Source organism: Leuconostoc sp. XM4, assembly GCF_055698815.1.
In genome coordinates this window covers 1,778,329-1,804,512 of sequence record NZ_CP134507.1, presented here as the reverse complement: position 1 = coordinate 1,804,512, position 26,184 = coordinate 1,778,329, and the positions used below count along the sequence as shown (strand labels likewise).

General features: G+C 40.7%; 17 protein-coding genes, 7 tRNA genes and 3 rRNA genes. 25 read left to right on the top strand and 2 right to left on the bottom strand.

Annotated features, from left to right (window positions below; genetic code table 11):
• Window positions 1-174: 174 nt before the first annotated feature.
• The 15 genes from RHP64_RS09125 to RHP64_RS09055 all read left to right on the top strand — a co-directional run bounded on the left by RHP64_RS09125 (window position 175) and on the right by RHP64_RS09055 (window position 15,376).
• Window positions 175-1,725 (top strand): 16S ribosomal RNA (locus RHP64_RS09125).
• A gap of 114 nt (window positions 1,726-1,839) precedes the next feature.
• Window positions 1,840-1,912, top strand: a tRNA-Ala gene (locus tag RHP64_RS09120).
• Between the two features lie 188 nt (window positions 1,913-2,100).
• Window positions 2,101-5,016 (top strand): 23S ribosomal RNA (locus tag RHP64_RS09115).
• Window positions 5,017-5,114: 98 nt separating this feature from the next.
• A 5S ribosomal RNA gene (rrf, locus tag RHP64_RS09110) occupies window positions 5,115-5,231 on the top strand.
• Together the 16S, 23S and 5S rRNA genes with 7 tRNA genes alongside form the textbook arrangement of a ribosomal RNA operon.
• Window positions 5,232-5,271: 40 nt before the next feature.
• Window positions 5,272-5,362: transfer RNA gene (locus tag RHP64_RS09105), tRNA-Ser, on the top strand.
• 4 nt (window positions 5,363-5,366) lie between these two features.
• Window positions 5,367-5,439, top strand: a tRNA-Val gene (locus tag RHP64_RS09100).
• A gap of 2 nt (window positions 5,440-5,441) precedes the next feature.
• Window positions 5,442-5,515: transfer RNA gene (locus RHP64_RS09095), tRNA-Asp, on the top strand.
• Between the two features lie 98 nt (window positions 5,516-5,613).
• A tRNA-Trp gene (locus RHP64_RS09090) sits at window positions 5,614-5,687 on the top strand.
• Between the two features lie 2 nt (window positions 5,688-5,689).
• A tRNA-His gene (locus tag RHP64_RS09085) sits at window positions 5,690-5,762 on the top strand.
• Window positions 5,763-5,788: 26 nt separating this feature from the next.
• Window positions 5,789-5,872 (top strand) — tRNA-Leu (locus RHP64_RS09080).
• A gap of 249 nt (window positions 5,873-6,121) precedes the next feature.
• Window positions 6,122-9,730: a DNA-directed RNA polymerase subunit beta gene (rpoB, locus tag RHP64_RS09075; RefSeq protein WP_011680408.1), complete on the top strand. Its 3,609-nt coding sequence runs from the start codon at window positions 6,122-6,124 to the stop codon at window positions 9,728-9,730.
• A gap of 23 nt (window positions 9,731-9,753) precedes the next feature.
• Window positions 9,754-13,416: a DNA-directed RNA polymerase subunit beta' gene (gene rpoC, locus RHP64_RS09070; protein WP_011680407.1), complete on the top strand. Its 3,663-nt coding sequence runs from the start codon at window positions 9,754-9,756 to the stop codon at window positions 13,414-13,416.
• A gap of 216 nt (window positions 13,417-13,632) precedes the next feature.
• On the top strand, window positions 13,633-14,040 hold the full coding sequence (locus RHP64_RS09065) for a Mini-ribonuclease 3 (protein WP_010287891.1): 408 nt from the start codon (window positions 13,633-13,635) through the stop codon (window positions 14,038-14,040).
• Window positions 14,037-14,786, top strand: a complete 750-nt coding sequence (gene rlmB / locus RHP64_RS09060) for a 23S rRNA (guanosine(2251)-2'-O)-methyltransferase RlmB (RefSeq protein ID WP_025268494.1) — start codon at window positions 14,037-14,039, stop codon at window positions 14,784-14,786. Before RHP64_RS09065 ends, rlmB begins: the two co-directional genes overlap by 4 nt.
• 38 nt (window positions 14,787-14,824) lie before the next feature.
• The gene (locus RHP64_RS09055; RefSeq protein ID WP_011680405.1) at window positions 14,825-15,376 is read left to right on the top strand and encodes a sigma-70 RNA polymerase sigma factor region 4 domain-containing protein; all 552 of its coding nucleotides are present in this window, start codon (window positions 14,825-14,827) and stop codon (window positions 15,374-15,376) included.
• 22 nt (window positions 15,377-15,398) lie between these two features.
• On the opposite strand, the gene RHP64_RS09050 is transcribed toward RHP64_RS09055, so the two are convergent.
• Together RHP64_RS09050 and RHP64_RS09045 are read right to left on the bottom strand one after the other, a co-directional pair.
• On the bottom strand, window positions 15,399-16,235 hold the full coding sequence (locus RHP64_RS09050; protein WP_014325125.1) for an alpha/beta hydrolase: 837 nt from the start codon (window positions 16,233-16,235) through the stop codon (window positions 15,399-15,401).
• A complete protein-coding gene (locus RHP64_RS09045; RefSeq protein WP_025268493.1) occupies window positions 16,225-17,421 on the bottom strand; it encodes a PTS transporter subunit EIIC in 1,197 nt (398 codons plus the stop codon). Before RHP64_RS09045 ends, RHP64_RS09050 begins: the two co-directional genes overlap by 11 nt.
• 145 nt (window positions 17,422-17,566) lie before the next feature.
• Between RHP64_RS09045 and RHP64_RS09040 the strand changes: the two genes are divergently transcribed.
• From RHP64_RS09040 to RHP64_RS08995, 10 genes are all read left to right on the top strand, one after another.
• Complete coding sequence (locus RHP64_RS09040) at window positions 17,567-17,707, top strand: teichoic acid D-Ala incorporation-associated protein DltX (RefSeq protein ID WP_002815850.1); 141 nt, start codon at window positions 17,567-17,569, stop codon at window positions 17,705-17,707.
• A 14-nt stretch (window positions 17,708-17,721) separates the two neighbouring features.
• A complete protein-coding gene (dltA, locus tag RHP64_RS09035; protein WP_025268492.1) occupies window positions 17,722-19,251 on the top strand; it encodes a D-alanine--poly(phosphoribitol) ligase subunit DltA in 1,530 nt (509 codons plus the stop codon).
• A complete protein-coding gene (gene dltB, locus RHP64_RS09030; protein WP_025268491.1) occupies window positions 19,244-20,452 on the top strand; it encodes a D-alanyl-lipoteichoic acid biosynthesis protein DltB in 1,209 nt (402 codons plus the stop codon). The genes dltA and dltB overlap by 8 nt, the downstream gene beginning before the upstream one ends.
• A gap of 70 nt (window positions 20,453-20,522) precedes the next feature.
• The gene (gene dltC, locus RHP64_RS09025) at window positions 20,523-20,759 is read left to right on the top strand and encodes a D-alanine--poly(phosphoribitol) ligase subunit DltC (protein WP_010292689.1); all 237 of its coding nucleotides are present in this window, start codon (window positions 20,523-20,525) and stop codon (window positions 20,757-20,759) included.
• A 4-nt stretch (window positions 20,760-20,763) separates the two neighbouring features.
• Complete coding sequence (gene dltD / locus RHP64_RS09020; RefSeq protein ID WP_011680400.1) at window positions 20,764-22,050, top strand: D-alanyl-lipoteichoic acid biosynthesis protein DltD; 1,287 nt, start codon at window positions 20,764-20,766, stop codon at window positions 22,048-22,050.
• Window positions 22,051-22,120: 70 nt separating this feature from the next.
• Window positions 22,121-22,531 (top strand): holo-ACP synthase, encoded by a 411-nt coding sequence (acpS, locus tag RHP64_RS09015; protein ID WP_002815841.1) that lies wholly within the window; start codon window positions 22,121-22,123, stop codon window positions 22,529-22,531.
• Window positions 22,528-23,649: an alanine racemase gene (gene alr, locus RHP64_RS09010; protein ID WP_014325120.1), complete on the top strand. Its 1,122-nt coding sequence runs from the start codon at window positions 22,528-22,530 to the stop codon at window positions 23,647-23,649. Before acpS ends, alr begins: the two co-directional genes overlap by 4 nt.
• 38 nt (window positions 23,650-23,687) lie before the next feature.
• The gene (locus tag RHP64_RS09005; protein ID WP_002815839.1) at window positions 23,688-24,053 is read left to right on the top strand and encodes a type II toxin-antitoxin system PemK/MazF family toxin; all 366 of its coding nucleotides are present in this window, start codon (window positions 23,688-23,690) and stop codon (window positions 24,051-24,053) included.
• A gap of 80 nt (window positions 24,054-24,133) precedes the next feature.
• Window positions 24,134-24,835 carry a response regulator transcription factor gene (locus tag RHP64_RS09000; RefSeq protein ID WP_011680398.1) on the top strand — a complete coding sequence of 234 codons (702 nt, stop codon included), beginning with the start codon at window positions 24,134-24,136 and terminating at the stop codon, window positions 24,833-24,835.
• The gene (locus tag RHP64_RS08995; RefSeq protein WP_025268489.1) at window positions 24,816-26,114 is read left to right on the top strand and encodes a sensor histidine kinase; all 1,299 of its coding nucleotides are present in this window, start codon (window positions 24,816-24,818) and stop codon (window positions 26,112-26,114) included. Before RHP64_RS09000 ends, RHP64_RS08995 begins: the two co-directional genes overlap by 20 nt.
• The last annotated feature ends 70 nt before the right edge of the window (window positions 26,115-26,184 follow it).

Sequence of the window (26,184 nt, the reverse complement as noted above, 5' to 3'; positions counted from 1 at the left end):
AACGAGTAGCACATTGAAAACTGAACAAAACTTTGAACAAACGAATCTGTAGCTGTTACGTAAAGTAACAAAAACAAATTTGCGAAGTCAATTCGTAACAAACAATAAACGGATTACGTTATAGAGATATAGCGAAATATAGTCAGTTTAATCGAAGAGCAATCTTCAAATTTTCAAATTGAGAGTTTGATCCTGGCTCAGGATGAACGCTGGCGGCGTGCCTAATACATGCAAGTCGAACGCACAGCGAAAGGTGCTTGCACCTTTCAAGTGAGTGGCGAACGGGTGAGTAACACGTGGACAACCTGCCTCAAGGCTGGGGATAACATTTGGAAACAGATGCTAATACCGAATAAAACTTAGTGTCGCATGACAAAAAGTTAAAAGACGCTTCGGCGTCACCTAGAGATGGATCCGCGGTGCATTAGTTAGTTGGTGGGGTAAAGGCCTACCAAGACAATGATGCATAGCCGAGTTGAGAGACTGATCGGCCACATTGGGACTGAGACACGGCCCAAACTCCTACGGGAGGCTGCAGTAGGGAATCTTCCACAATGGGCGAAAGCCTGATGGAGCAACGCCGCGTGTGTGATGAAGGCTTTCGGGTCGTAAAGCACTGTTGTATGGGAAGAACAGCTAGAATAGGAAATGATTTTAGTTTGACGGTACCATACCAGAAAGGGACGGCTAAATACGTGCCAGCAGCCGCGGTAATACGTATGTCCCGAGCGTTATCCGGATTTATTGGGCGTAAAGCGAGCGCAGACGGTTTATTAAGTCTGATGTGAAAGCCCGGAGCTCAACTCCGGAATGGCATTGGAAACTGGTTAACTTGAGTGCAGTAGAGGTAAGTGGAACTCCATGTGTAGCGGTGGAATGCGTAGATATATGGAAGAACACCAGTGGCGAAGGCGGCTTACTGGACTGCAACTGACGTTGAGGCTCGAAAGTGTGGGTAGCAAACAGGATTAGATACCCTGGTAGTCCACACCGTAAACGATGAACACTAGGTGTTAGGAGGTTTCCGCCTCTTAGTGCCGAAGCTAACGCATTAAGTGTTCCGCCTGGGGAGTACGACCGCAAGGTTGAAACTCAAAGGAATTGACGGGGACCCGCACAAGCGGTGGAGCATGTGGTTTAATTCGAAGCAACGCGAAGAACCTTACCAGGTCTTGACATCCTTTGAAGCTTTTAGAGATAGAAGTGTTCTCTTCGGAGACAAAGTGACAGGTGGTGCATGGTCGTCGTCAGCTCGTGTCGTGAGATGTTGGGTTAAGTCCCGCAACGAGCGCAACCCTTATTGTTAGTTGCCAGCATTCAGATGGGCACTCTAGCGAGACTGCCGGTGACAAACCGGAGGAAGGCGGGGACGACGTCAGATCATCATGCCCCTTATGACCTGGGCTACACACGTGCTACAATGGCGTATACAACGAGTTGCCAACCCGCGAGGGTGAGCTAATCTCTTAAAGTACGTCTCAGTTCGGATTGTAGTCTGCAACTCGACTACATGAAGTCGGAATCGCTAGTAATCGCGGATCAGCACGCCGCGGTGAATACGTTCCCGGGTCTTGTACACACCGCCCGTCACACCATGGGAGTTTGTAATGCCCAAAGCCGGTGGCCTAACCTTTTAGGAAGGAGCCGTCTAAGGCAGGACAGATGACTGGGGTGAAGTCGTAACAAGGTAGCCGTAGGAGAACCTGCGGCTGGATCACCTCCTTTCTAAGGATAATCGGAAAGCGACAGGGACTTAAGTGTCAATTTGTTTGTTTCAAAGTTTTGTTTAGTTTTGAGTGTGATACTTTAATAGGTATCATGGTCTCAAAGTGATCCTATGGGGAATTAGCTCAGCTGGGAGAGCACCTGCTTTGCAAGCAGGGGGTCAGCGGTTCGATCCCGCTATTCTCCATAGCTAGTCGAAAGGCTAGCATGTTGTACATTGAAAACTGAATAGTAACAAATTCTTTTAAAAGCAATCGTAAGATTGCACTAAAATGAACCGAGAAACAACACAAAAAGTTCTTTAAAAAGAACGGTTTAATCGCAGGTCTGAAAAATGACCAACTCATAAACTTAAACCACAACTTCGGTTGTATAGGTTAAGTTAATAAGGGCGCGTGGTGAATGCCTTGGCACTAGGAGCCGATGAAGGACGTGACTAACTACGATAAGCTTTGGTGAGCGGTAAGTACGCTATGACCCAAAGATTTCCGAATGGGGAAACCCAACTCGTAAGAGTTGTCTGTATCTGAATACATAGGATATTTGACGGAATACGCTGTGAACTGAAACATCTCATTAGCAGCAGGAGCAGAAAGAAAAATCGATTCCCTAAGTAGCGGCGAGCGAACGGGGAAGAGCCCAAACCAACGTGCTTGCATGTTGGGGTTGTAGGACTGATATATAAGAGTTACAAAAGTGTTTTATAGCAGAACAAGTTGGGAAACTTGGCTATAGAGGGTGATAGCCCCGTAAGCGAAATGAAGCACACTCTTTTCAGGATCCTGAGTACGGCCGGACACGTGAAATCCGGTCGGAATCTGCGGGGACCATCCCGTAAGGCTAAATACTCCCTAGTGACCGATAGTGAACCAGTACCGTGAGGGAAAGGTGAAAAGCACCCCGGAAGGGGAGTGAAATAGTTCCTGAAACCACGACGCCTACAAGAAGTCAGAGCCCGTTAATGGGTGATGGCGTGCCTTTTGTAGAATGAACCGGCGAGTTACGGTATCGTGCGAGGTTAAGGTGGAAAGACCGGAGCCGCAGCGAAAGCGAGTGTGAATAGCGCGAATAGTACGATGCTGTAGACCCGAAACCAAGTGACCTACCCATGGTCAGGATGAAGGTGAGGTAAAACTTACTGGAGGTCCGAACCGGTGCATGTTAAAAAATGCTCGGATGAACTGTGGGTAGCGGTGAAATTCCAAACGAACTTGGAGATAGCTGGTTCTCTCCGAAATAGCTTTAGGGCTAGCCTCATTATAAGCATACTGGAGGTAGAGCACTGTTAAGCCTAGGGGCCCATCTCGGGTTACCAAAGTTTGATAAACTCCGAATGCCAGATATGTATGAATGGGAGTCAGACGATGAGTGATAAGATCCACCGTCGAAAGGGGAACAGCCCAGATCGCCAGTTAAGGTCCCTAAATATATGTTAAGTGGAAAACGATGTGATAGTGCATAGACAACTAGGATGTTGGCTTAGAAGCAGCCACCATTTAAAGAGTGCGTAATAGCTCACTAGTCGAGTGCCATTGCGCGGAAAATGTACCGGGGCTAAACATATTACCGAAACTGCGGGTGCACGTAAGTGCGCGATAGGAGAGCGTTGTAAGGGCGACGAAGGTAGATCGTAAGGACTGCTGGAGCGCTTACAAGTGAGAATGCCGGTATGAGTAGCGAAAGACAGGTGAGAATCCTGTCCACCGAATGACTAAGGTTTCCTGGGGAAGGCTCGTCCACCCAGGGTTAGTCGGGACCTAAGGCGAGGCTGAGAAGCGTAGTCGATGGATAACAGGTTGAGATTCCTGTACCAGTTGTAATGCGTTATTACCGATGGAGGGACGCAGGAGGCTACCAGATGCGCACTGATGGATATGTGCGTGCAAGCAGTAAGTCTTGAAAAGAGTGAAATGCTTTTTTCTATAAGGACAAGCTGTGATGCGGATCGAAATAAAGTAGAGAAGTCTGAGACGTCACACTGCCGAGAAAAGCTTCTAGGAAGTATTACACTGCCCGTACCGCAAACCGACACAGGTAGTCGAGTGGAGAACACTAAGGTGAGCGAGAGAACCCTCGTTAAGGAACTCGGCAAAATGACCCCGTAACTTCGGGAGAAGGGGTGCTCATGGTAAAACATGAGCCGCAGTGAATAGGCCCAGGCGACTGTTTATCAAAAACACAGGTTTCTGCAAAATCGTAAGATGAAGTATAGGGGCTGACGCCTGCCCGGTGCTGGAAGGTTAAAAGGAGTGCTTAGCTTCGGCGAAGGTACGAATTGAAGCCCCAGTAAACGGCGGCCGTAACTATAACGGTCCTAAGGTAGCGAAATTCCTTGTCGGGTAAGTTCCGACCCGCACGAAAGGCGTAACGATCTGGGCACTGTCTCAACGAGGGACTCGGTGAAATTTAAATACCCGTGAAGATGCGGGTTACCCGCGACAGGACGGAAAGACCCCATGGAGCTTTACTGTAGCTTGATATTGAATGTTTGTGCTGCTTGTACAGAATAGGTAGGAGACGTAGAAGATTGGACGCTAGTCTAGTCGGAGTCGCACGGTGGGATACTACCCTCGTTGTATGAACATTCTAACACTGGTCACTCAACGTGATCGTGGACAGTGTCTGGCGGGCAGTTTGACTGGGGCGGTCGCCTCCTAAAAGGTAACGGAGGCGCTCAAAGGTTTGCTCAGAATGGTTGGAAATCATTCGTAGCGTGTAAAGGCATAAGCAAGCTTGACTGCGAGAGCTACAACTCGAGCAGGTACGAAAGTAGGACTTAGTGATCCGGTGGTTCCGCATGGAAGGGCCATCGCTCAACGGATAAAAGCTACCCTGGGGATAACAGGCTCATCTCCCCCAAGAGTCCACATCGACGGGGAGGTTTGGCACCTCGATGTCGGCTCATCGCATCCTGGGGCTGTAGTCGGTCCCAAGGGTTGGGCTGTTCGCCCATTAAAGCGGTACGCGAGCTGGGTTCAGAACGTCGTGAGACAGTTCGGTCCCTATCCGTCGCGGGCGCAGGAAATTTGAGAGGAGCTGTCCTTAGTACGAGAGGACCGGGATGGACATACCGCTGGTGTACCAGTTGTTCCGCCAGGAGCATTGCTGGGTAGCTATGTATGGATGAGATAAACGCTGAAAGCATCTAAGTGTGAAACTCGCCTCGAGATGAGATTTCCCATCTATTTAATAGAGTAAGACCCCTTAGAGATGATGAGGTAGATAGGCTAGAAGTGGAAGTTGAGTGATCAATGGAGCGGACTAGTACTAATAGGTCGAGGACTTAACCAAAGTCAAACGGATAGAAATATTCGAATAAGCAATTATGAGTGGTTTAGGATAGAAGAAGAATTTGTTACTATTTAGTTTTGAGTGGCTAACACTCAAGGTGTCGTGTCGATAGCATAGAGGACACACCTGTTCCCATACCGAACACAGAAGTTAAGCTCTATAGCGCCGAAAGTAGTTGGAGGATCGCTTCCTGCGAGGATAGGACGATGCGGTGCCGTACATAGAAAAGAAGTAGAGAGCAGTAGGAAGATAATCGGAGAGGTGTCCGAGTCTGGCCGAAGGAGCACGGTTGGAAACCGTGTAAGCAGAGGAACTTGCTTCGAGGGTTCGAATCCCTTCCTCTCCATCATGGACGCTTAGCTCAGCTGGGAGAGCACCTGCCTTACAAGCAGGGGGTCACAGGTTCGATCCCTGTAGCGTCCATTGGTCGCATGGTCTAGCTGGTTAGGACGCCTGCCTGTCACGCAGGAGATCGCGGGTTCGAGCCCCGCTGTGACCGCTATAAAAGTACTACTGACAAACATGTACAAGCCAGTGTAATGTGGGGTGCAATTCCTCACCATGTTATTTCAGTCTAATGACTGAGCTTAAGGTTATAGGGATATAGTTAAACGGTAGAATAGCGGTCTCCAAAACCGTTGATGGGGGTTCGATTCCCTCTATCCCTGCCATGGCGGTAGTGGTGAAGTGGTTAACACACTGGTTTGTGGATCCAGCATGCGAGGGTTCGATCCCCTTCTACCGCCCTATAAGCTTTAGGGCTTTATATTATGCCGCTGTGGCGGAATTGGCAGACGCGCTGGACTCAAAATCCAGTGGTGGCAACACCGTGTGGGTTCGACTCCCACCGGCGGCATACACAAAGTAACCGGGTGGTTGCTTTTTTTTTAATTTTCTGTATAATTGACTATTGTAGTACTGTGAATAAATTCGGAATTTTGCGAAATATTGTCCGCAATCCCTTTATATTGAGGCAAACGTTCACTGCGGAAACAGCGGCGATTGCTTTTTTTGTGCCTATTGGCAAGCAAAATTGGTGGAATATCTTGTTTTGTAATCATATTGTAATATCAAAACACAGTAAAAAACAAATGAGGTGATAAATGTGGTAGGACATTTAGTAAAATACGGTAAGCACCGTACTCGTCGTTCATATGCTAGCATCAAAGAAGTACTTGATGTGCCGAATTTGATTGAAATTCAAACGGCATCATATCAATGGTTTTTGAACGATGGTATTAAGGAAATGTTTGGCGACATCATGCCAATCGATGATTTCCAAGGTACTTTATCTTTGGAATACGTTGATTATCAATTAATGGAACCAAAATATAATATTGACGAAGCACGTGAACATGATGCAAACTATTCTGCACCACTACACGTTACATTGCGTTTAACGAACCACGAAACTGGTGAAATTAAGTCGCAAGATGTATTCTTTGGTGATTTTCCATTAATGACAGAGCAAGGAACGTTCATTATTAATGGAGCAGAGCGTGTTATTGTTTCACAGCTTGTTCGTTCACCCGGTATTTATTATAATCAGACAACTGATAAAAACGGACGTCCGCATTTTGGAACGACTGTTATTCCTAACCGTGGCGCATGGTTGGAGTATGAAACTGATGCCAAGGGCATTGCTAACGTCCGCATTGATCGCACGCGTAAGTTGCTAATGACTGAATTAGTACGTGCACTTGGATTTGGTTCGGATTCAGACATTATTGATATTTTTTCAGATCAATATGATGCATTGAACATGACTCTTGAAAAAGATGTCCATAAGGATATGTCAGATTCTCGTGTTGAAGAAGCATTGAAGGATGTATACGAACGTTTGCGTCCAGGTGAACCAAAGACAGCTGATTCATCACGTGCACTATTAGTTGCTCGTTTCTTTGATCCAAAGCGCTATGATTTAGCTTCTGTGGGCCGTTATAAGATTAATAAAAAGCTGTCACTTAAGACACGTTTGTTAAACCAAACACTAGCAGAAACATTGGCTGACCCTGATTCTGGTGAAATTATTGCTGAAAAAGGTACGTTAGTTGATAAGGAAGTTATTTCTAAATTAACACCATATTTGGATCGTGAAGACTTTAAGACAACAACATATACTCCATCAGGTGATGCTGTTCTTGAAGAACCTGTAACCCTTCAAAAAATCAAAATCGAATCTCCCGAAAACCCAGAAAAGACATTATTGTTGATTGGCAATGGGCACATTGATGAAGATGATCGTACAGTACGTCCAGCTGATATCTTGGCAGGTATGAACTACTTCTTGAACTTGCAAGAAGGTGTTGGTCATGTTGATGATATTGACCACTTGGGTAACCGTCGTATTCGTTCTGTTGGTGAATTGTTGCAAAACCAATTCCGTATTGGCTTAACGCGTATGGAACGTGTTGTTCGTGAACGCATGTCAATTCAAGATGCCAACACGGTTACACCACAACAGTTAATCAATATACGTCCTGTTGTAGCCGCTGTCAAAGAATTCTTTGGTTCTTCACAATTGTCGCAGTTTATGGATCAAACTAACCCATTGGGTGAAATGAACCACAAACGTCGTTTGTCAGCTCTTGGACCGGGTGGTTTGACTCGTGATCGTGCCGGCGTTGAAGTTCGAGATGTTCACTATACACATTACGGTCGTATTGATCCGATTGAAACACCAGAAGGTCCTAACATTGGGTTGATTAACTCGTTGGCCACTTATGGTCGCATTAACAAATATGGTTTCGTTGAAACACCATACCGTCGTGTTGATTGGACAACTCATAAGGTTACAGATAAGATTGATTATTTGACAGCCGATGAAGAAGATAACTATATTGTTGCTCAAGCTAACTCACCATTAAATGAAGATGGTAGCTTTGTCCACAACACAGTTATGGCTCGTTTTGGTGAAGAAAACATTGAAACACCAATTGATCGTATTGACTACATGGACGTTTCGCCAAAGCAGGTTGTTTCTGTTGGAACAGCTGCTATTCCGTTCTTGGAAAACGATGATTCCAACCGTGCTTTGATGGGTGCCAATATGCAACGTCAGGCAGTGCCTTTGCTTGATCCACATTCACCATTAGTAGGAACAGGAATTGAGTATAAAGCAGCTCATGATTCTGGTGTTGCGATGATTGCACGCGCATCTGGTGAAGTTGAGTATGTGGACGGTCGCCAAATCCGAGTTCGTCGTGAAGATGGTCAATTGGATACTTATGAATTGATGAAATTCCGTCGTTCAAACGGTGGTAAAAACTATAACCAAAAGCCAATTGTACATGTCGGTGAGCATATTGAAGCCGACGAGGTTTTGGCAGATGGTCCTTCAATGGAACAAGGTGAATTGGCCTTGGGGCAAAATCCCTTAATTGCTTTCATGACTTGGCAAGGATATAACTTCGAAGATGCCATTGTCTTAAATGAACGTTTGGTCCGTGAAGATGTTTATACTTCAATTCACATCGAAGAATACGATTCAGAAGCGCGAGACACAAAACTCGGACCGGAAGAAATGACTCGTGAAATTCCTAACACTGGTGAAGATCAGTTAAAGGATTTGGATGCGGACGGTATTATTCGTGTCGGTGCTGAAGTGCACGATGGTGATATCTTAGTTGGTAAGGTAACACCTAAGGGTGTTACTGAACTTTCTGCTGAAGAACGTTTATTGCATGCCATTTTTGGCGAAAAAGCGCGTGAAGTACGTGATACATCATTACGTGTTCCTCATGGTGGCGGCGGTGTCGTTCAAAACGTTCGTATTTATACACCTGAAAATGGTGATGAATTAGCACCAGGTGTCAACATGATGGTTCGTGTTTATATTGCACAAAAGCGTAAAATTCAAGTCGGTGATAAGATGGCTGGTCGTCATGGAAACAAGGGAACTGTCTCTGTTGTTGTGCCAGAAGAAGATATGCCATATATGCCTGATGGAACACCTATTGACATTCTATTGTCACCCATGGGTGTGCCATCACGTATGAATATTGGGCAAGTACTTGAATTGCACTTGGGATTTGCTGCCAAGAAACTTGGTATTCATGTTGCTTCACCTGTCTTTGATGGTGCCAGTGATGATGAAATTGAAATGGCCTTACGTGAGGCTGGGTTACCACAAGACGGTAAGTCAGTTGTCTATGATGGTCGCACTGGTGAAGCTTTTGACAAGCGTGTTGGTGTTGGTGTCATGCATTATATGAAACTAGCGCACATGGTTGACGATAAAATTCATGCACGTTCAATTGGTCCTTACTCACTTGTTACACAACAGCCTTTGGGTGGTAAAGCTCAGTTTGGTGGACAGCGTTTCGGTGAAATGGAAGTTTGGGCTTTGGAAGCTTATGGTGCAGCTTACACATTGCAAGAAATCTTGACGTATAAGTCAGATGATGTTGCAGGCCGTGTTAAAGTGTATGAATCAATTATTAAGGGTGAACCAATTCCTCGTCCTGGTGTACCAGAGTCTTTCCGTGTTTTGGTTAAAGAATTGCAGGCACTTGGCTTGGACATGCAAGTACTAGATGGTGCAGGTGATGAAGTTGAGTTGCGTCAAATGGATGAAGATGATTCAATTTTGCCTGTTGATGCACTTGAAAAGCTAGCCCGTACAAATCCTGATCTGTTAAACAAAGATGATGAAGAAGTTGCTGCAGCCTTCTCTAAGGTTGAAGAACAAAGTCAAACATTTGAGGAAAAATAATTTAGAAAGGTAACAGCAAATAGATGGCAATCGATGTTAATAAATTCGAAAGTATGCAAATCGCTTTGGCTTCCCCTGATAAGATTCGTTCATGGTCTTATGGTGAAGTAAAGAAGCCAGAAACGATTAACTATCGAACACTTAAGCCAGAAAAAGACGGTTTGTTCGATGAACGTATTTTCGGACCTACAAAAGATTATGAATGTGCCTGTGGTAAGTACAAGCGAATCCGATATAAGGGTATTGTTTGTGACCGCTGTGGTGTTGAAGTAACATCATCAAAAGTTCGTCGTGAACGTATGGGTCACATCGAATTAGCTGCTCCTGTTACACATATTTGGTATTTCAAGGGAATTCCTTCACGTATGGGACTTGTTTTAGACATGTCTCCACGTTCACTTGAAGAAATTATATATTTTGCTTCTTATGTTGTTATTGAACCAGGTGATGCACCTGTTGAAAAGAAGCAAATGATGACGGAACGTGAGTACCGTCAACTGAAAAAAGAATATGGTGCTGGCTTTAAGGCTGGCATGGGCGCAGAAGCAATCAAAGAATTACTTGCAAACGTTGATTTAGCTACGGAAGCTGATGAATTAAAGCGTGAATTGCAAGAAGCAACAGGACAAAAACGAGTACGTGCGGTACGTCGTTTGGACATTATTGAAGCCTTTCTCCAGTCAGATAACAAACCTGAATGGATGGTAATGGAAGTTATTCCAGTTATTCCTCCTGATTTGCGTCCGATGGTTCAATTGGAAGGTGGCCGTTTTGCCACGTCTGATTTGAATGATTTATATCGCCGTGTTATCAACCGTAACAATCGTTTGAAGCGTTTGCTTGATTTGAATGCGCCAGGCATTATCGTGCAAAATGAAAAGCGTATGTTACAAGAAGCTGTTGATGCGTTGATTGATAATGGTCGTCGTGGTCGTCCGGTTGCTGGTCCAGGTAATCGTCCATTGAAATCACTTTCACACATGTTGAAGGGTAAGCAAGGTCGTTTCCGTCAGAACTTACTTGGTAAGCGTGTTGATTATTCTGGTCGTTCGGTTATTGATGTTGGACCTTTCTTGAAAATGAACCAAATGGGATTGCCTGTACCAATGGCTATTGAACTATTCCGTCCATTTATCATGAAAGAATTAACAACACGTAAGTTGGCTGGCAATGTCAAGTCTGCTAAACGCAAGATTGATAAAGCTGACGGCGACGTGATGGATGTCTTGGAAGATGTTATCAAGGAACACCCTGTTCTTTTGAACCGAGCACCTACATTGCACCGTCTTGGAATTCAAGCGTTTGAGCCAGTGTTAGTTTCAGGTAAAGCAATGCGTTTGCACCCATTGGTTACTGAAGCCTATAACGCCGATTTCGATGGTGATCAGATGGCCATCCACGTACCATTATCTGATGAAGCACAAGCTGAAGCGCGTTTGTTAATGCTTGCTGCTGGGCATATTTTGGCACCTAAAGATGGAAAGCCAATTGTTGCGCCATCACAGGATATGGTTATTGGAAACTACTATTTGACTACTGAAGAAGCCGGTCGTGAAGGCGAAGGAATGATCTTCTCTAGCGTTGATGAAGCACGAATTGCTTTTGCAAGCAAGGTTGTTCATTATCATACACGAGTAGGTATTCAGACTTCTTCATTTCCAAGCGAAAAGCCATTTACTGACGAGCAACGTTCAAAGATTATGATCACTTCGGTAGGTAAGTTATTCTTTAACGAAATCTTGCCTTCAGATTTCCCATATATCAACGAACCATCAGAAGATAACTTTAAGCGAGTTGATGATAGTTTCTTTATTGATGCTGGTGAAAATATACATGATTATTTGGCTGATACATCGATCGTTAATCCTTTCAAGAAGGGCTTCTTGTCAGATATTATCGCTGAAGTATATAAGCGTTATAAGGTGACAGAAACTTCATTATTGTTGGATCGTATGAAAGATTTGGGTTACGACAAGTCTACTGAATCTGGTTTAACAGTGTCAATGACGGATGTATTGGAATTAGAGGAAAAACCTGCTATTCTTGAAGACGCTCATAGTCAAGTTGCCACAGTAACAAAGCAGTTCCGTCGTGGTTTGATAACTGATTCGGAACGTTATCAACGTGTAACCGAAATTTGGACAAAAGCCAAGGATATTATTCAAGACAAGTTGATTGAATCGTTTGAACCAACGAACCCTATCTTTATGATGCAAGATTCTGGGGCTCGAGGTAACATTTCGAACTTCGTTCAATTGGCTGGTATGCGTGGATTGATGGCTGGACCTGGTGGTAAGATTATTGAATTGCCAGTTACAGCTAACTTCCGTGAAGGTTTGACAGTGATGGAAATGTTTATTTCTACTCACGGAGCTCGTAAGGGAATGTCAGATACGGCCTTGAAGACAGCTAACTCAGGTTACTTGACACGTCGACTAGTTGATGTGGCTCAAGATGTTATTGTGCGTGAGTTTGACAATGATTCAGATCGTGGTGTTGCTGTTCAAGCAATTATGGATGGCACATCTGTGGTTGAACCATTGTACGATCGTATTCTCGGTCGTTATGCAATGAAGTCTGTATTTGACCCTGAAACAGATGAAAAGATTGTTTCACGTAATGAAATGATTGATGAAGATGTTGCCAAGAAGATTGTGAATGCTGGCATTAAAGAAGTAACTATTCGTTCAGTCTTTACATCAACAACGGAACATGGTGTTTCAGTGCTTGACTATGGTCGAAACTTAGCATCTGGTGAAGAAGTTGAAGTTGGTGAAGCCGTTGGAACTGTTGCTGCACAATCAATCGGTGAGCCAGGTACGCAATTGACAATGCGTAACTTCCACACGGGTGGAGTTGCCGGTGGTAATGATATTACGCAAGGTTTGCCTCGTGTTCAAGAAATTGTTGAGGCGCGTATTCCTAAGGGACGTGCAGAAATTTCTGAAGTTACGGGTACAATTACTGTGATTGAAGAAAATCCTGCAGACCGCACAAAGTCAGTTACAATTGAAGGCGAAACTGATACAAGAACTTATACATTACCTTTGACAACACGTATGCGTTTTGGTGAAGGTGACGAAATTAAGCGTGGTGAGGCTATCAACGAAGGACCAATTGATCCTAAAGAGTTGTTAGCTGTTACAGACACTTTGACAACAGAATCATATATGCTAACTGAAATTCAAAAGGTTTACCGTTTGCAAGGTATTGAAGTTTCTGACAAACATATTGAAGTAATGATTCGTCAAATGTTACGTAAAATCCGTGTCATGGATCCAGGTCAAACAGACCTGTTGCCAGGAACATTAATGGATATCGCTGATTTCAAGCGCGCTAACGAACCAGCTTTGTTTGAAGGCTTAGTACCAGCGACTGCTCGTCCAGTTCTGTTGGGAATTACTAAGGCTGCGCTTGAGACAAATTCATTCTTATCTGCCGCATCCTTCCAAGAAACAACACGTGTTTTGACAGATGCTGCTATTCGTGGCAAAAACGATCCACTTGTTGGTTTGAAAGAGAACGTTATTATTGGTAAGATTATTCCTGCCGGAACTGGTATGGCTGAATATCGCAAGATCAAGAGTAAAGTTGTCGGGGATGTTATCGCTCAACCTGAGTCTGAAAGCGAAGAAGCTTCAGATATTCCTAAGTTAGACGATGTTGCAAAAACATTTGACAACTAAAAGCATAGTATTAAAAAACACTTATCATATATGATAAGTGTTTTTTTTAATTATAAAAAAAGTATTTTTAAAACAAATGTGCATATTATGCCAAAAATGATACCGTTTATGCCAAAGAGCTTCTCATATTCATTAAAAATAGGTAAACTTAAATAGTTCTGCAGAACATTTATTGAAATTTGTACGCAAGTCAATATAATTGCGTATAATTGAATTATGCATAATTTAAATTACAGACAAATGAACGGATTATCGCTGGCTTATATTGGCGATGCAATCTATGAACTAGAAGTACGACGGCACTTATTGTCTTTAGGCTTAACAAAAGTAAATGAACTACAAAAACGTAGTAAACATTATGTTTCCGCGAAAGCGCATGCTGCGTTATTTGAGCAAATGATGGTAAGCAATATCCTAACCGATGATGAATTAGATTACTTCAAACGTGGACGTAATGCTAAGTCACATACAAAAGCAAAAAATACCGATGTCATTACGTATCGAATTTCAACAGGGGTTGAAGCATTATTTGGTTATTTGTATATGTCTGAACAACATGAGCGCATCTTAGAACTAATGACATGGATTTTTGAACAGGTGGAGACAGGGAGTACAAACAAATGAAACCAACAGAACCAACAGAATTCGTTTACGGGCATCATGCCAGTGTTGAATCGTTAAAAAGCACGCAAGAAATAAATAAGGTTTGGCTACAAACAGGATTACAAGACAAAATTCGTAACGAAATTACGCAATTGGCTAAGAAGAAGAAGTTGGTTATTCAGCAGGCACCAAAGTCAAAACTAGATGAGCTAACCGATGGTGGTAATCATCAAGGTGTTGTTTTAAGTGTGGCGGCCTTTGAGTACGCGTCAATTGATGATTTATTTGAACAGGCTGAAAAAAAAGGCGAAGCACCATTTTTTGTCATTTTAGATGGCATTGAAGATCCACACAACTTAGGGTCTATTTTGCGTACTGCTGATGCAGCTGGAGTTCACGGTATTATTATTCCAAAACGTCGGGCAGTTCAACTGACGGCAACCGTTGCTAAGACATCTACTGGAGCCATTGAACATGTTCCTGTTGCTCGAGTGACGAACTTAGTAAATATAGTGGAAGAGCTTAAGAAGCGTAATGTTTGGGTTTTTGGAACAGACATGGCTGGTGATGATTATCGCCGTTGGGATGCAAATGGCGCGGTAGCGTTGATTATTGGTAATGAAGGGAGAGGCATTTCGCCATTATTAAAGAAAAAAGTTGATGGTATGGTCACGATTCCAATGGTGGGGCATGTTCAGAGTTTGAATGCTAGTGTTGCTGCTAGTTTGTTGATTTATCAAGGATATAATTCACGAAATCCGTTATAAGTAGTTGATTAAACTACTAATATGGCGGGAGTATATAATTGGGGACAGATAGATTAATTGGAGCAGTTATCGCTGCGCAAAGGGGGCACGAATTTGCGTATAATGTATTGATTAAACATTTGAAAGCGGCTATATTTGATGTGCATTCGCGAAAGATTAGCGGTCGAATGAAACAGGATGATTGGTATTCAGAGGGATTAGAAATCCTGATGAAGTGTGTACAAAAGTATGATTGTAATCGACCACGGGCTAAATTTTCGACTTATTTTATTACGGCGTTATCAAATAGGGCTACTGATTTAGTTCGTCATCACTACACTGAAAAAGCGCAATTTAACTATAAAATGCTGGCTATGGATGACGATTTAACGACTATTAATGTGGGAACTGACACATATAATCCAGAGCATATTTTTGCATTGCGTGAATCACTTTCAAAAATAAATATGGCTGAATCCGTTGCTTTCAAAGAAGCACTATTACAAATCATAGGGGTACTTAAATATGATATTGAAGATAGTGAAAAAAGACGATTTGAGCAAATGCAATATCGTTTAAAAAAGATCATACAAGAGATTGCTATAAAATAAAAGCAGCCCAGATGGGCTGCTTTTATTGTGGTTTTCGAAAGTTATTATTAGTGTTTTCCTTAAGTATATGTTCTTGTATTAATTTCACAACTTCTGTATTTTCTGGGAGACTTGAATGTTGCGCATCATCTCCAGAAACAGTAATTTGAGTATAGGATTTGACATGTTTTTGAAAAATATACTTTCCGGCTAAAACACTTTGAACTGGAACGATTCCGTCATCTGTATAATCTTCAGTACCAGCTATCGAATACATAACCAAATTAGAGGGTAATTTGGTATTTTTTTCAATAAAGTCTTTTAACATGACTGTGCGACGTTGTGATGAGGACTCAGAGAAGTTAAAGGGGGTACCTAGCGTCATTAAAGTTGCCATATTGAAACTATCAGAACTGTAGTAATTTTCTAAATATCTAGTCCAAATGAGCCCGCCGTTTGAGTGGCCAATTCCTTGGAAATTATGGAAATGATAACGATCTTGTAAATCAATAAGAGCAGTATTTAGCCACTTAGCCTGCTTTTTAATATTGTCGTAACCATCAGCATTGTTTTGAAAGCCAACGACAATAAATGGTTGCTCATCACTAGATCGAATTTTGCCACTGTATACCAATTTACCATCTTTAGTGACCCAAACTTTTAAAACATCGTGTCGCTGGCTCTTAGTGTTGAGCTTAGTTAATAGACTATCAAATCGATTGACTGAAGCACTTGAACCCGGAATTAGAATAATTGGTGACATATGTGATGTTTGTATTTTCGATTGTGTGGTACGAGTGTGGACAACCCAACTATGACTAAAAATACCAATTACTATTAATAATATGAAACTGGATAAGATGATTAGTTTATTTCTCATTTTGTACCTCAGCGTTATCAAGTTCGATAAATGGCTTGTAAATCAATACCGTCAACCCAAAGACTATTGCTACCACAATTAAGGAAGATAATTTACCGCTTCCTAAGAATGCAGTTAATAAATTAGGAGCATTATTTGGTATCACTAAGGAAGCTGGCTTTATTAAATGTGTGGCAATTGCTACATAGCCAACCAAGGTGCCTGCCACGCTAGACAAAATCATAGGAACCAACATTAGAGGTCTTAAGAATAATGGTAATCCAAAATAAAGCAATTGATTATTATTGAATAAGCTAGGGAATACGGATAACAGTCCTAAATTTTGCTTTCTTTTTGATGACATAAATAAAAGCAAAAAACTAATTGCTAGTGTATTGCCAATGCCACCAAGTAATGAAAACGTACCATACACACTATAGAGATTTTCAGGGTATGGCAATGTCGCGTGAGTATTTTTCAAAATAACATCTAAATTTTTGACGACAGCGTTAATTGTTGTTTGATTGGAAGTTAGTTCGTTAGGCAATGCAATGCCTAACCAATACAGAACTGGTGCACATGCTCCTACTAGTAGGAGACCAACGAATGTTGTGAAGAAATTAGATGACAAAATACTACTGATTAGTAACTGTAACGTCGTTTGTTGAACATACGGTTGAACCAAAAAATAGAGGCCAAGGATAAAAGCGGACCAAACTAAAAATCTTGCCGAATAAGGTTGTAGGGTTTTACGAAAGAGTCTTTGGTATTGATAATAGGATTCACTACTGAGCAAAGTTAATACGGTGACCACTAAATATTGTGAAACATTATGTGAAAAATCCTGTGTATTGACAGTGAAAAGGAGGTAGGTGGCCAAAAAATTGGTTAATATTGGTAATATGTTATTTTTTATGCCGCGGTAGATTAGGTATTTATTTGTCAAGGCAGCGGCAAAAATCATGAGAATAACGACGTCCAAAATAGAAAGAATTATTTGCAGGCCTGTTATTTTTAAATTGATATTAAAAATGACAGGGAATAAAGCATTCGGTGCTAAAAATAATACGAACAACAGACGCAAGTAAACGTCGATTGCCAGAACGGGGAGTGTTTGTCGCATTGCTGAGAATATTGCTTGGAAAACATGGTTTTTTAATACAATATTGTCTAGTTTAACAATAAGCGAGAAACATTTTTTAATCATAGTAATCTATCGTTCCATTCTTTGATATATAAATTTAACATTCTGAAATATGTATGTTATAATAAGGTTCATTATATTATTGACGATACTTTAAAGTTAAAATAAATAGCTTTTAAAGAGACAATTTATACGGGGGTTACTGCGAATGTTAAAGCATTTTTTCCAACATCCAGTTATTAATTTTGTTGGGCGTACTGTTTTTTATTTCTTAATCATTTTATCACTTTTGTACTTATACGGCTATTCTGGCGTTGGGGAAGGACATTTTCTTTACAATGAATTTTAAATGGGGGAGCACACATGATTGATAATGTGTTAAAACAGGTTGATCTCATCGCGACAACGCAGCCTAAAAAAGTTGCGTATGATGAACTGGGGGAAAAGCATACTTATGAGCAACTGAAAAAAGCATCTGATAGTTTAGCTCATGCTTTAGATGAACTAAATTTGCCGGAAAAAGCGCCAGTTATGGTGTATGGTGGGCAGCAATTTGAAATGATTGCCAGTTTCTTAGGCAGTGCTAAATCAGGGCATGCCTACATTCCAGTTGATGTTAATTCATCAGAGGAAAGATTGACAGATATTATTGAAATTGCTAAGCCTGCAGTGATCTTAGCTATTGATGAGTTACCAACATCAATTTCAGATATTTTAATGATTGATAAACAACATCTGGATCGTATATTTTCTACGAATGTACCTTATGAATTGACACATTCTGTTCAAGAAAATGATAATTTTTATATTATTTTCACTTCTGGGACAACAGGGCGTCCAAAGGGCGTTCAAATTTCACATCATAATTTACTAAGCTTTACTAATTGGATGATCGGCGACACATTTGACTGGCAAGAAGGCAGTAATGTGTTATCACAGCCACCATATTCTTTTGATTTATCAGTGATGGATTGGGTTCCCACAATTGTTACGGGTGGGACTTTGAAAGCATTACCCAAATCAGTAGCTGAGGACTTTAAACTATTATTTGCCACTTTACCAAAGTTAGATTTAACTACATGGGTGTCGACGCCATCATTTGCTGATGTTGCCCTTCTGGATCCAGAATTTAATCAAGCGAACAATCCAAATTTGAAGGTGTTTTTGTTTTGTGGCGAAGTACTAACACGTACGACAGCAGAGAAGTTACTAGCGCGCTTTCCAAAGGTGAAAATATACAATACGTATGGGCCGACAGAAGCCACAGTTGCTGTTTCAAGTATACGCATTACCAAGAAAATCATCGAAAACTACGATAAAATGCCAATTGGGTACGTAAAGAAAGATACGTTAATTAGTATTCAAGATAGCAATGACCAAGAAGTTTCTTCTGGGGAAAAAGGCGAAATTGTGATTTCTGGCCCTTCGGTTTCCAAAGGTTATTTGAACAACCCTGAAAAAACAAATGACGCTTTTACGAAATTTAACGGTGAACAGGCATATAAAACCGGTGATTTAGCAACAGTTGATGAAAATGGTTTGTTGCATTATAAAGGACGTAGTGATTTTCAAATCAAATTACATGGGTTCCGAATTGAATTGGAAGAAGTTGCGCAACAATTACAACAAAGTCAATGGATAGAACAAGTAGTCGCTGTTCCACGTTATGACGCTGATGGTAAAGTTAAGCAGCTGTTGGCCATTGTGGTGCCCAAAGAAAATGACTTTTCTAAACCTATGTTGTTAACAAATGCAATTAAAGATGGCATGAAAGACGTTATGATGCCTTATATGATGCCGAGTCGATTTATATATCGCGAGTCAATGCCATTAACACCAAATGGTAAAATTGATTTAAAAGGGTTGATTGCTGAGGTGAATGGCAATGCTTAATCTACAACCCTATGCAGATCCGCAGTACTTCATTATTTTATTGTTGGCACTACTTCCTCTAGCCATTGGTCTATACTTTGGAAAGCGTATAGCTTGGTATGAAGTGCTGGTCTCACTTGTCTTTATTTTCTTGATGTTTGATGGTGAGAAATACCATGAAGGTATCGCATTAATTATCTACATGATTTGGCAATGGCTGCTTGTTTGGGCCTATACTTTGTATCGTAAAAAGTACAACCAAACTTGGGTGTTTTATGTCACAACTATTTTAGCTATTTTGCCATTAGTATTAATTAAGGTTGCGCCAGTTGCTAATTGGTTGCAAGTGACAACCTTACTCGGATTTATGGGTATTTCGTATTTGACATTCCGTTCAGTTGGTATGGTGATGGAAATACGTGATGGTTCGATTCAAGAATTTAATCCTTGGCTTTTCTTGCGGTTCATGCTGTTTATGCCAACAATTTCGTCAGGTCCTATTGATCGGTACCGTCGTTTCGTGAAAGATGTTGAGAAAGCACCGACACACGATAAGTATCTAGAAATGCTTGGCAAAGCTGTCAAATACCTTTTCATTGGTTTTTTGTATAAATTCATCGTGTCTCATGCTTTGGGAACGGTATTAATGCCAAATGTTGAGCGTATGGCGATTATTTCTGCACATGCTCAAGGCGGATGGTCGTGGTGGATAATAGCGTATATGTATATTTACGGTTTGAATTTATTTTTTGACTTTGCTGGATATTCAATGTTCGCTGTAGCAACTGGGTATGTGATGGGAATTGAAGTGCCAATGAACTTTAATTTACCATTTTTGTCCAGAAACTTAAAAGAGTTTTGGAATCGTTGGCATATGACTTTATCATTTTGGTTCCGTGACTTTGTCTTTATGAGACTTGTGTTTCTGATGATGAAGAAAAAATGGTTTAAAAGTCGAGTCACAACGTCAAACGTGGCTTATATCATTAATATGTTGATTATGGGATTTTGGCACGGATTGAAATGGTACTATATCGCTTATGGCTTGTTTCATGGTGTTGGTCTTGTTGTCAATGATATGTGGTTACGCTATAAGAAAAAGCATCACGTACCGCATAATAAATTTACGAATGCGTTAGCGATTGTGATAACATTCAACGTAATAATGATTAGTTTCTTACTATTCAGTGGTTTGTTAGACAAAATCTGGTTCCAACGTTAGTGTAAAGAAAACAAATAGAAAATAATAGCTATTATATAAATGATAGTATTAGAAATCGAGGGAAAAAATAATGGACTTGAAAGAACAAATAGTAGAAATCTTAAACACAATTATTGGTGAAGACATTTCTGACCAAATGGACGATGATTTTTTTGAGAATGGGTTGCTAGATTCAATGGCAACGGTAGAATTATTGCTTGATTTAGAAAGTAAGTTCAATATTCAAGCACCTGTCTCTGAATTTAATCGTGATGAATGGAACACACCAAACAAGGTAGTTGCTAAAGTTGAATCATTGATTGGATAAAAAAATGCTGAAAAAACGGGGGCTATGGTGGATATTTGGTCCAGTAATCTTGGCATTCGTCATGGTTACTGCACTATTTTTGGCACCATTTTCATTAAATTATTTATCAAATAAAGATATTCAAAAAGCGTCTGTGTCATTTTCTAAAAATGTTTTTAAAGGCGAAAGCGTCAAAATGGCGGCCTTTAGTAATTCAAAGACAAATTATGTGCCTTTCTTTGGGTCAAGCGAACTCCTCCGTCTGGATACAATGCATCCATCGGTGTTGGCAGCAAAGTATAAGCGTAATTATCAGCCATTTTTGCTTGGTCAGGCTGGAACAGAATCTCTTTCGCATTACTTGGGGATGCAAGAAATGACACCGGCTTTGCATAAAAAGCAGGCAGTATTTATTATTTCGCAACAGTGGTTTACCAAACGTGATAGTAAGTGGGCATTTCCACAGTTTTACTCACCGTTGCAGACCGTTAACTGGTTACGAAACATTAAGACAATTAGTGCAACTGATCGATTTATTGCGAAACGATTATTGGAACAAAAACAAATTAGTGACAATAGCTTTTATGCTCGTCTCATTACAAAGATTAAAAATAATGAGCCTTTGTCAGAAACTGATCAGAGCTTGTTAATGTTACGAAATAGAATGTTATTGCGCGAAGACCAACTATTCTCAAATTTTGCAGTATCTAATAATTGGGATAAGCAAGTTGAACCAGCACTAAAGTCGTTACCCAAAACTGATAATGTATCGTTGTTAGAGCGGGAAGCGATGAGAGTTGCGAAGAAGCAAACTGGTAATAATAAATTTGGCATAAAAAACTCGTTTTTCAGAATGCGAGTCAAACCAAGTTTGAAGAAGCTGGAAAACTCTCAAAGTCATTTTGATTACCGACAGTCTGATGAGTATTCCGACTTTCAGGCTGTATTACAAGAGTTTGCAAAAGAGCATACTGACGTTTTGTTCATTATTCAGCCTGTTAATAAAAGGTGGTCAAAGTATACTGGGCTGAGTACAAAAAGATATTATCAGAGTGTGGATAAAGTAAAAAAACAGTTAAAGTCACAAGGCTTTAACCAAATTGCTGACTTTTCTCATGATGGTGGACATAAGTACTTTATGCAGGACACCATCCATATGGGATGGCGAGGATGGGTAGCTGCTGATACGAAAATAAAGCCCTTTTTTGCACGAGGTTATCAAGAACCAACATATCATATCAATGATAATTATCTATCCAAAAAATGGCAAAATTTGATACCAACAGACAAAAATCTTAAAAACTTTAAATAATAGGGGTCAAAAGGGTTAAGTGTAGGCAAAAAAACTTTGTCAACACTTGACCTTTTGTTACAATAGAACCATGATTATAGGAATTGGAAATGACACAGAAGCGATCAGTCGAGTTGCAGAAATAGTCGAGCGTCAGAAGAGTTTTATAACACTCATTTTGACGCCGGCAGAACGTGCTGCAGCGGCCGAGCGAAAAGGTAAGCACCAAAACGAATATATTGCCGGACGTTTCTCTGCCAAAGAGGCTTTTTCAAAAGCCACCGGCTATGGAATCGGTGAGAAAGTTCAGTGGCAAGATATTGAAATTTTGAATGAGCCAAATGGTCGACCTGTAATGAAAGTGAAAAACTTCCCCTATCATACCTATGTTGCAATCACACATAGCGGTGATCAAGTGAATACGGTTGTTGTTATTGAACGTTTGACACTGCTGGAAAAAATGAGTATAAAGCTGTTTCCTAAACGAGGAGTATTATCATGACAGACAATGATATATTATGTTTACGGCCGACATGGCTAGATATTGATTTAAAGGCAATTCAGACCAATGCTAAATTAATTATGAGGCATGCGGGCGCACAAAGATTGATTGCTGTGGTTAAAGCCAATGCTTACGGACACGGTGCAAAACAAGTTGTGGGGGCTTTATTTGAGGTGGGTGTCTATGATTTTGCGGTAGCGACGATTGGTGAAGGTGTTGACCTGCGTAAATATTATCCCCAAGCAGAAATAAATATTTTTCTACTTGGTGTCCAAGATGTTACCCAAACAGAAGTTATGGTGGAAAATCGTTTATCACCAGCTGTTGGAACAACTGAATGGCTTGATGAGGCAGTAAATTACATCAAAGATGGGCAGAAACTAGATGTTCAATTAGCTGTTGATACTGGTATGGGTCGAATGGGTGCTCATTCAGCAAGTGCTGTTGAAGACATGTATCATCTGATTCAAGGTACTGAAAAGTTTCAATTGGCTGGTGTGTTTACTCATTTTGCCACAGCTGATGATAATAATCAAAACTATTATGATGAACAAGTCCAGCGTTTTTATCAGTGGGTACAATCAGCTGGTATTCCTAAACAGTACTGGCATTTAGCAAATTCAGGGTCTGCGATTTGGCATCATGATGAAATTTATACGGATACGATCCGGGTCGGTTCTGTGCTTTATGGGTATAATCCTGGTGCCCCTGAAAAAAAGATGTCCTTACCCTTGAAACCAGCCCTACAATTGAAATCAAAGTTGGGGTCAGTACATCAATTGACAACTGGCGAGTCAGTAAGTTATGGTGCAACATATACGGCAGAGAAACCACAATGGATAGCTACTTTGCCTATAGGTTACGCAGATGGCTATCTGCGTCGCATGAGTGGTATGAAGGTCTTGGTCGATGGACATATTGAACATGTAATTGGACGTGTCACAATGGACCAGATTGTGATAACATTAAAGCAGAAATACCCTGTTGGAAAAACTGTAACTTTGGTTGGCCTTGAAGGTGAGAATCAAATATCGGTAGAAGAGATTGCGGAATATGCTCAGACGATTCCGCATGAAATACTAACAAATTTTGGTGCTCGGTTGCCTAGAATTTATTAAAAAGCGTCTCACGACGCGTACATAGAAGTGAGAATATTATGACAGAAGAACATCAAGCAGTTATGCGTGGTGACGTATTTTACGCCGATCTAAAGCAAGGAATAGGCTCTGAGCAGGCTGGGGTGCGGCCCGTTTTGATCATTCAAAATGATGTAGGAAATGCCAATTCCCCTACAACTATTGTCGCTGCGATAACGTCCCAAATTTCTAAACCGAAATTGCCAACACATGTATTATTACCTGAACATATGAGCGGTATGAAAAGAGATTCAGTCATTTTGGCAGAGCAAGTGCGAACAATAGATAAGCGCCGCTTACGTGACAAAATTGCACATATAAATGCTTCTTCAAATGAAATGCAACTTGTGGCACATGCTTTGCGGATTAGTGTGGGATTGAAGTAAAGTTGTCACTATATTTAACTTATTTTTAACCTACGATTTGTATAATAAATGTAATAAAACAGGTAAACAGGAATATGAAAATGTCAAAAGCAATTAAAATATTATTAATCGAAGACGATGTCAATCTAGCAGATAATGTTGTTGGTTTTTTGCAGGACTTTGCAGATATCAATGCTGTTACAGATGGACTTGATGGTGAATTTGAGGCGCAAGAAGCACCATATGACCTGATTATTTCTGACCTCATGTTACCTGGCGAAACTGGCTTAGAGTTGATCAAAAATTTGCGCGCAAATGATGTTGAAACGCCAGTTTTGATTTTAACAGCAAAAACTTCACTGGATGATAAAATAGAAGGTTTCAATGTTGGTGCTGATGATTATTTAACGAAGCCCTTTCATCGAGAGGAATTACTTGTTCGTGTAAAGGCACTTTTGCGCCGTTCAGGGGTCTATTCTGAGGATAATACGCTAGCGGTTGGGGATGTGATGATTAACCTAGAAAATCGCGGTGTGCAAGTGCATGGTCAACCGGTTAAATTGGTCGGTAAGGAATTTGATATCTTAACTTATCTTGCACAAAACAAAAATATTATTGTCACTCGTGATCAAATTTTTGATCGCGTATGGGGTATTGATTCAGATACGACAATCAACGTTGTTAATATTTATTTGAATAACTTACGTCGAAAATTAGAAGCCGTTGGACAAAATAATTTAATTAAGACCCTACGTAATATAGGGTTTATTCTAGAGGTAGAGGATGCCGAACGCAATCAATAAAAAGCAGCAAGTACGTGGATTTATCTGGTTACTCGCCAGCTTTTTTGTTATATTTTCAATTTTAGCTAGTGTCATTTTCGTATCATACACTCGAACGGTCTTTAACAGTGCGGATTCTGCAATCAATCAGACGCTTTCGATGTATGATAGTAATGGTTTACTTTCAACTTCTGACAAGGATGTCAAGAAGCCACAACCTTTGTATAATAATACCAGCACGCGAACAGAAACATGGTTATTTGACAAAAATGGTAAGTTGATAATTGATAGCAATACGGAGGATACACGTCAAGCAGCTTTGCAAAAAGCGCTGCAACAAGCTATCAAATTTGATAAAGCAACAATGACGGTTAAACCTAATACCTATAAATTTTATGGTAATTATTACCGAATCATTGGTTTTCAGTTCAAGAAAAATGCTGCTAAGGGCTATAATCAAATTGCAGTCCATGGTATGGTAACGGTTAATGTTACAGACACCATGGATAACTTGAATAATTTTAAGAAAGTATTGTTCTGGTCCTTTGGTCTTTTTGGTATTTTGTTAGTGATAGTATCATATTTAATTGCTCGGCGAAATATGAAACCAATATTAAAATCCTGGCAACAACAACAAGACTTCGTTAATAATGCGGCTCATGAATTACGGACACCTATGGCCGTTATTCAAGGTAAGCTAGAGACAATGCTGACAAAACCGGAATCAACGGTTCGTGATCAGTCAAATGCTATTATTTTATCGCTTTCTGAAGTGCGACGGTTAAATTCTTTAACAAATAATATGTTAATGTTAGCAAAAACAGGGTCTAATATGACCACCATTGAAAAAGAATCAACGGATGTCAAGCAATTCTTAGAAAACATTATTACACCATATCAAGAAATGGCAGAGTTTGAAGAGAAAGCTGTGACACTTGAGGTTGATGTAAATCAAGCGATCTTTATAGATCAGAAACGAATTCATCAGTTACTAGTTTTGTTACTTGATAACGCATTGAAGTACTCAGATGCTGGTGCGACAATTGCTGTGAAAGCAGGTATTGAAAAGAAAAAGTTTGTCCTCACCATTGCTGATAGCGGTCGAGGAATTAGTGATGAGGCTAAAAAACATGTCTTCGATCGTTTCTATCGTGAAGACAAAACTGGTAATCGTCAAACTGGTGGTACCGGACTTGGATTATCGATTGCTGAATGGGTAGTTCATGCTCACGGTGGTAAAATAACAGTAGCAGATAATCAGCCGCAAGGTACTGTTTTTAAAGTCATTTTACCCCTTTAATGTTTAATTTACTTTATGTCATTATTATGGATATAATAGGGTGTGGATTTTGTCAGAAAAGCAATAATGT

What these genes read in the sequence shown, in the direction of transcription:
- rpoC (WP_011680407.1), top strand. Translation starts at nt 9,754, where the DNA reads ATGGCAATCGATGTTAATAAATTCGAAAGTATGCAAATCGCTTTGGCT.
- RHP64_RS09065 (WP_010287891.1), top strand. Translation starts at nt 13,633, where the DNA reads ATGCATAATTTAAATTACAGACAAATGAACGGATTATCGCTGGCTTAT.
- rlmB (WP_025268494.1), top strand. Translation starts at nt 14,037, where the DNA reads ATGAAACCAACAGAACCAACAGAATTCGTTTACGGGCATCATGCCAGT.
- RHP64_RS09050 (WP_014325125.1), bottom strand. Translation starts at nt 16,235, where the DNA reads ATGAGAAATAAACTAATCATCTTATCCAGTTTCATATTATTAATAGTA.
- RHP64_RS09045 (WP_025268493.1), bottom strand. Translation starts at nt 17,421, where the DNA reads ATGATTAAAAAATGTTTCTCGCTTATTGTTAAACTAGACAATATTGTA.
- RHP64_RS09040 (WP_002815850.1), top strand. Translation starts at nt 17,567, where the DNA reads ATGTTAAAGCATTTTTTCCAACATCCAGTTATTAATTTTGTTGGGCGT.
- dltA (WP_025268492.1), top strand. Translation starts at nt 17,722, where the DNA reads ATGATTGATAATGTGTTAAAACAGGTTGATCTCATCGCGACAACGCAG.
- dltB (WP_025268491.1), top strand. Translation starts at nt 19,244, where the DNA reads ATGCTTAATCTACAACCCTATGCAGATCCGCAGTACTTCATTATTTTA.
- dltC (WP_010292689.1), top strand. Translation starts at nt 20,523, where the DNA reads ATGGACTTGAAAGAACAAATAGTAGAAATCTTAAACACAATTATTGGT.
- dltD (WP_011680400.1), top strand. Translation starts at nt 20,764, where the DNA reads ATGCTGAAAAAACGGGGGCTATGGTGGATATTTGGTCCAGTAATCTTG.
- acpS (WP_002815841.1), top strand. Translation starts at nt 22,121, where the DNA reads ATGATTATAGGAATTGGAAATGACACAGAAGCGATCAGTCGAGTTGCA.
- alr (WP_014325120.1), top strand. Translation starts at nt 22,528, where the DNA reads ATGACAGACAATGATATATTATGTTTACGGCCGACATGGCTAGATATT.
- RHP64_RS09005 (WP_002815839.1), top strand. Translation starts at nt 23,688, where the DNA reads ATGACAGAAGAACATCAAGCAGTTATGCGTGGTGACGTATTTTACGCC.
- RHP64_RS09000 (WP_011680398.1), top strand. Translation starts at nt 24,134, where the DNA reads ATGTCAAAAGCAATTAAAATATTATTAATCGAAGACGATGTCAATCTA.
- RHP64_RS08995 (WP_025268489.1), top strand. Translation starts at nt 24,816, where the DNA reads ATGCCGAACGCAATCAATAAAAAGCAGCAAGTACGTGGATTTATCTGG.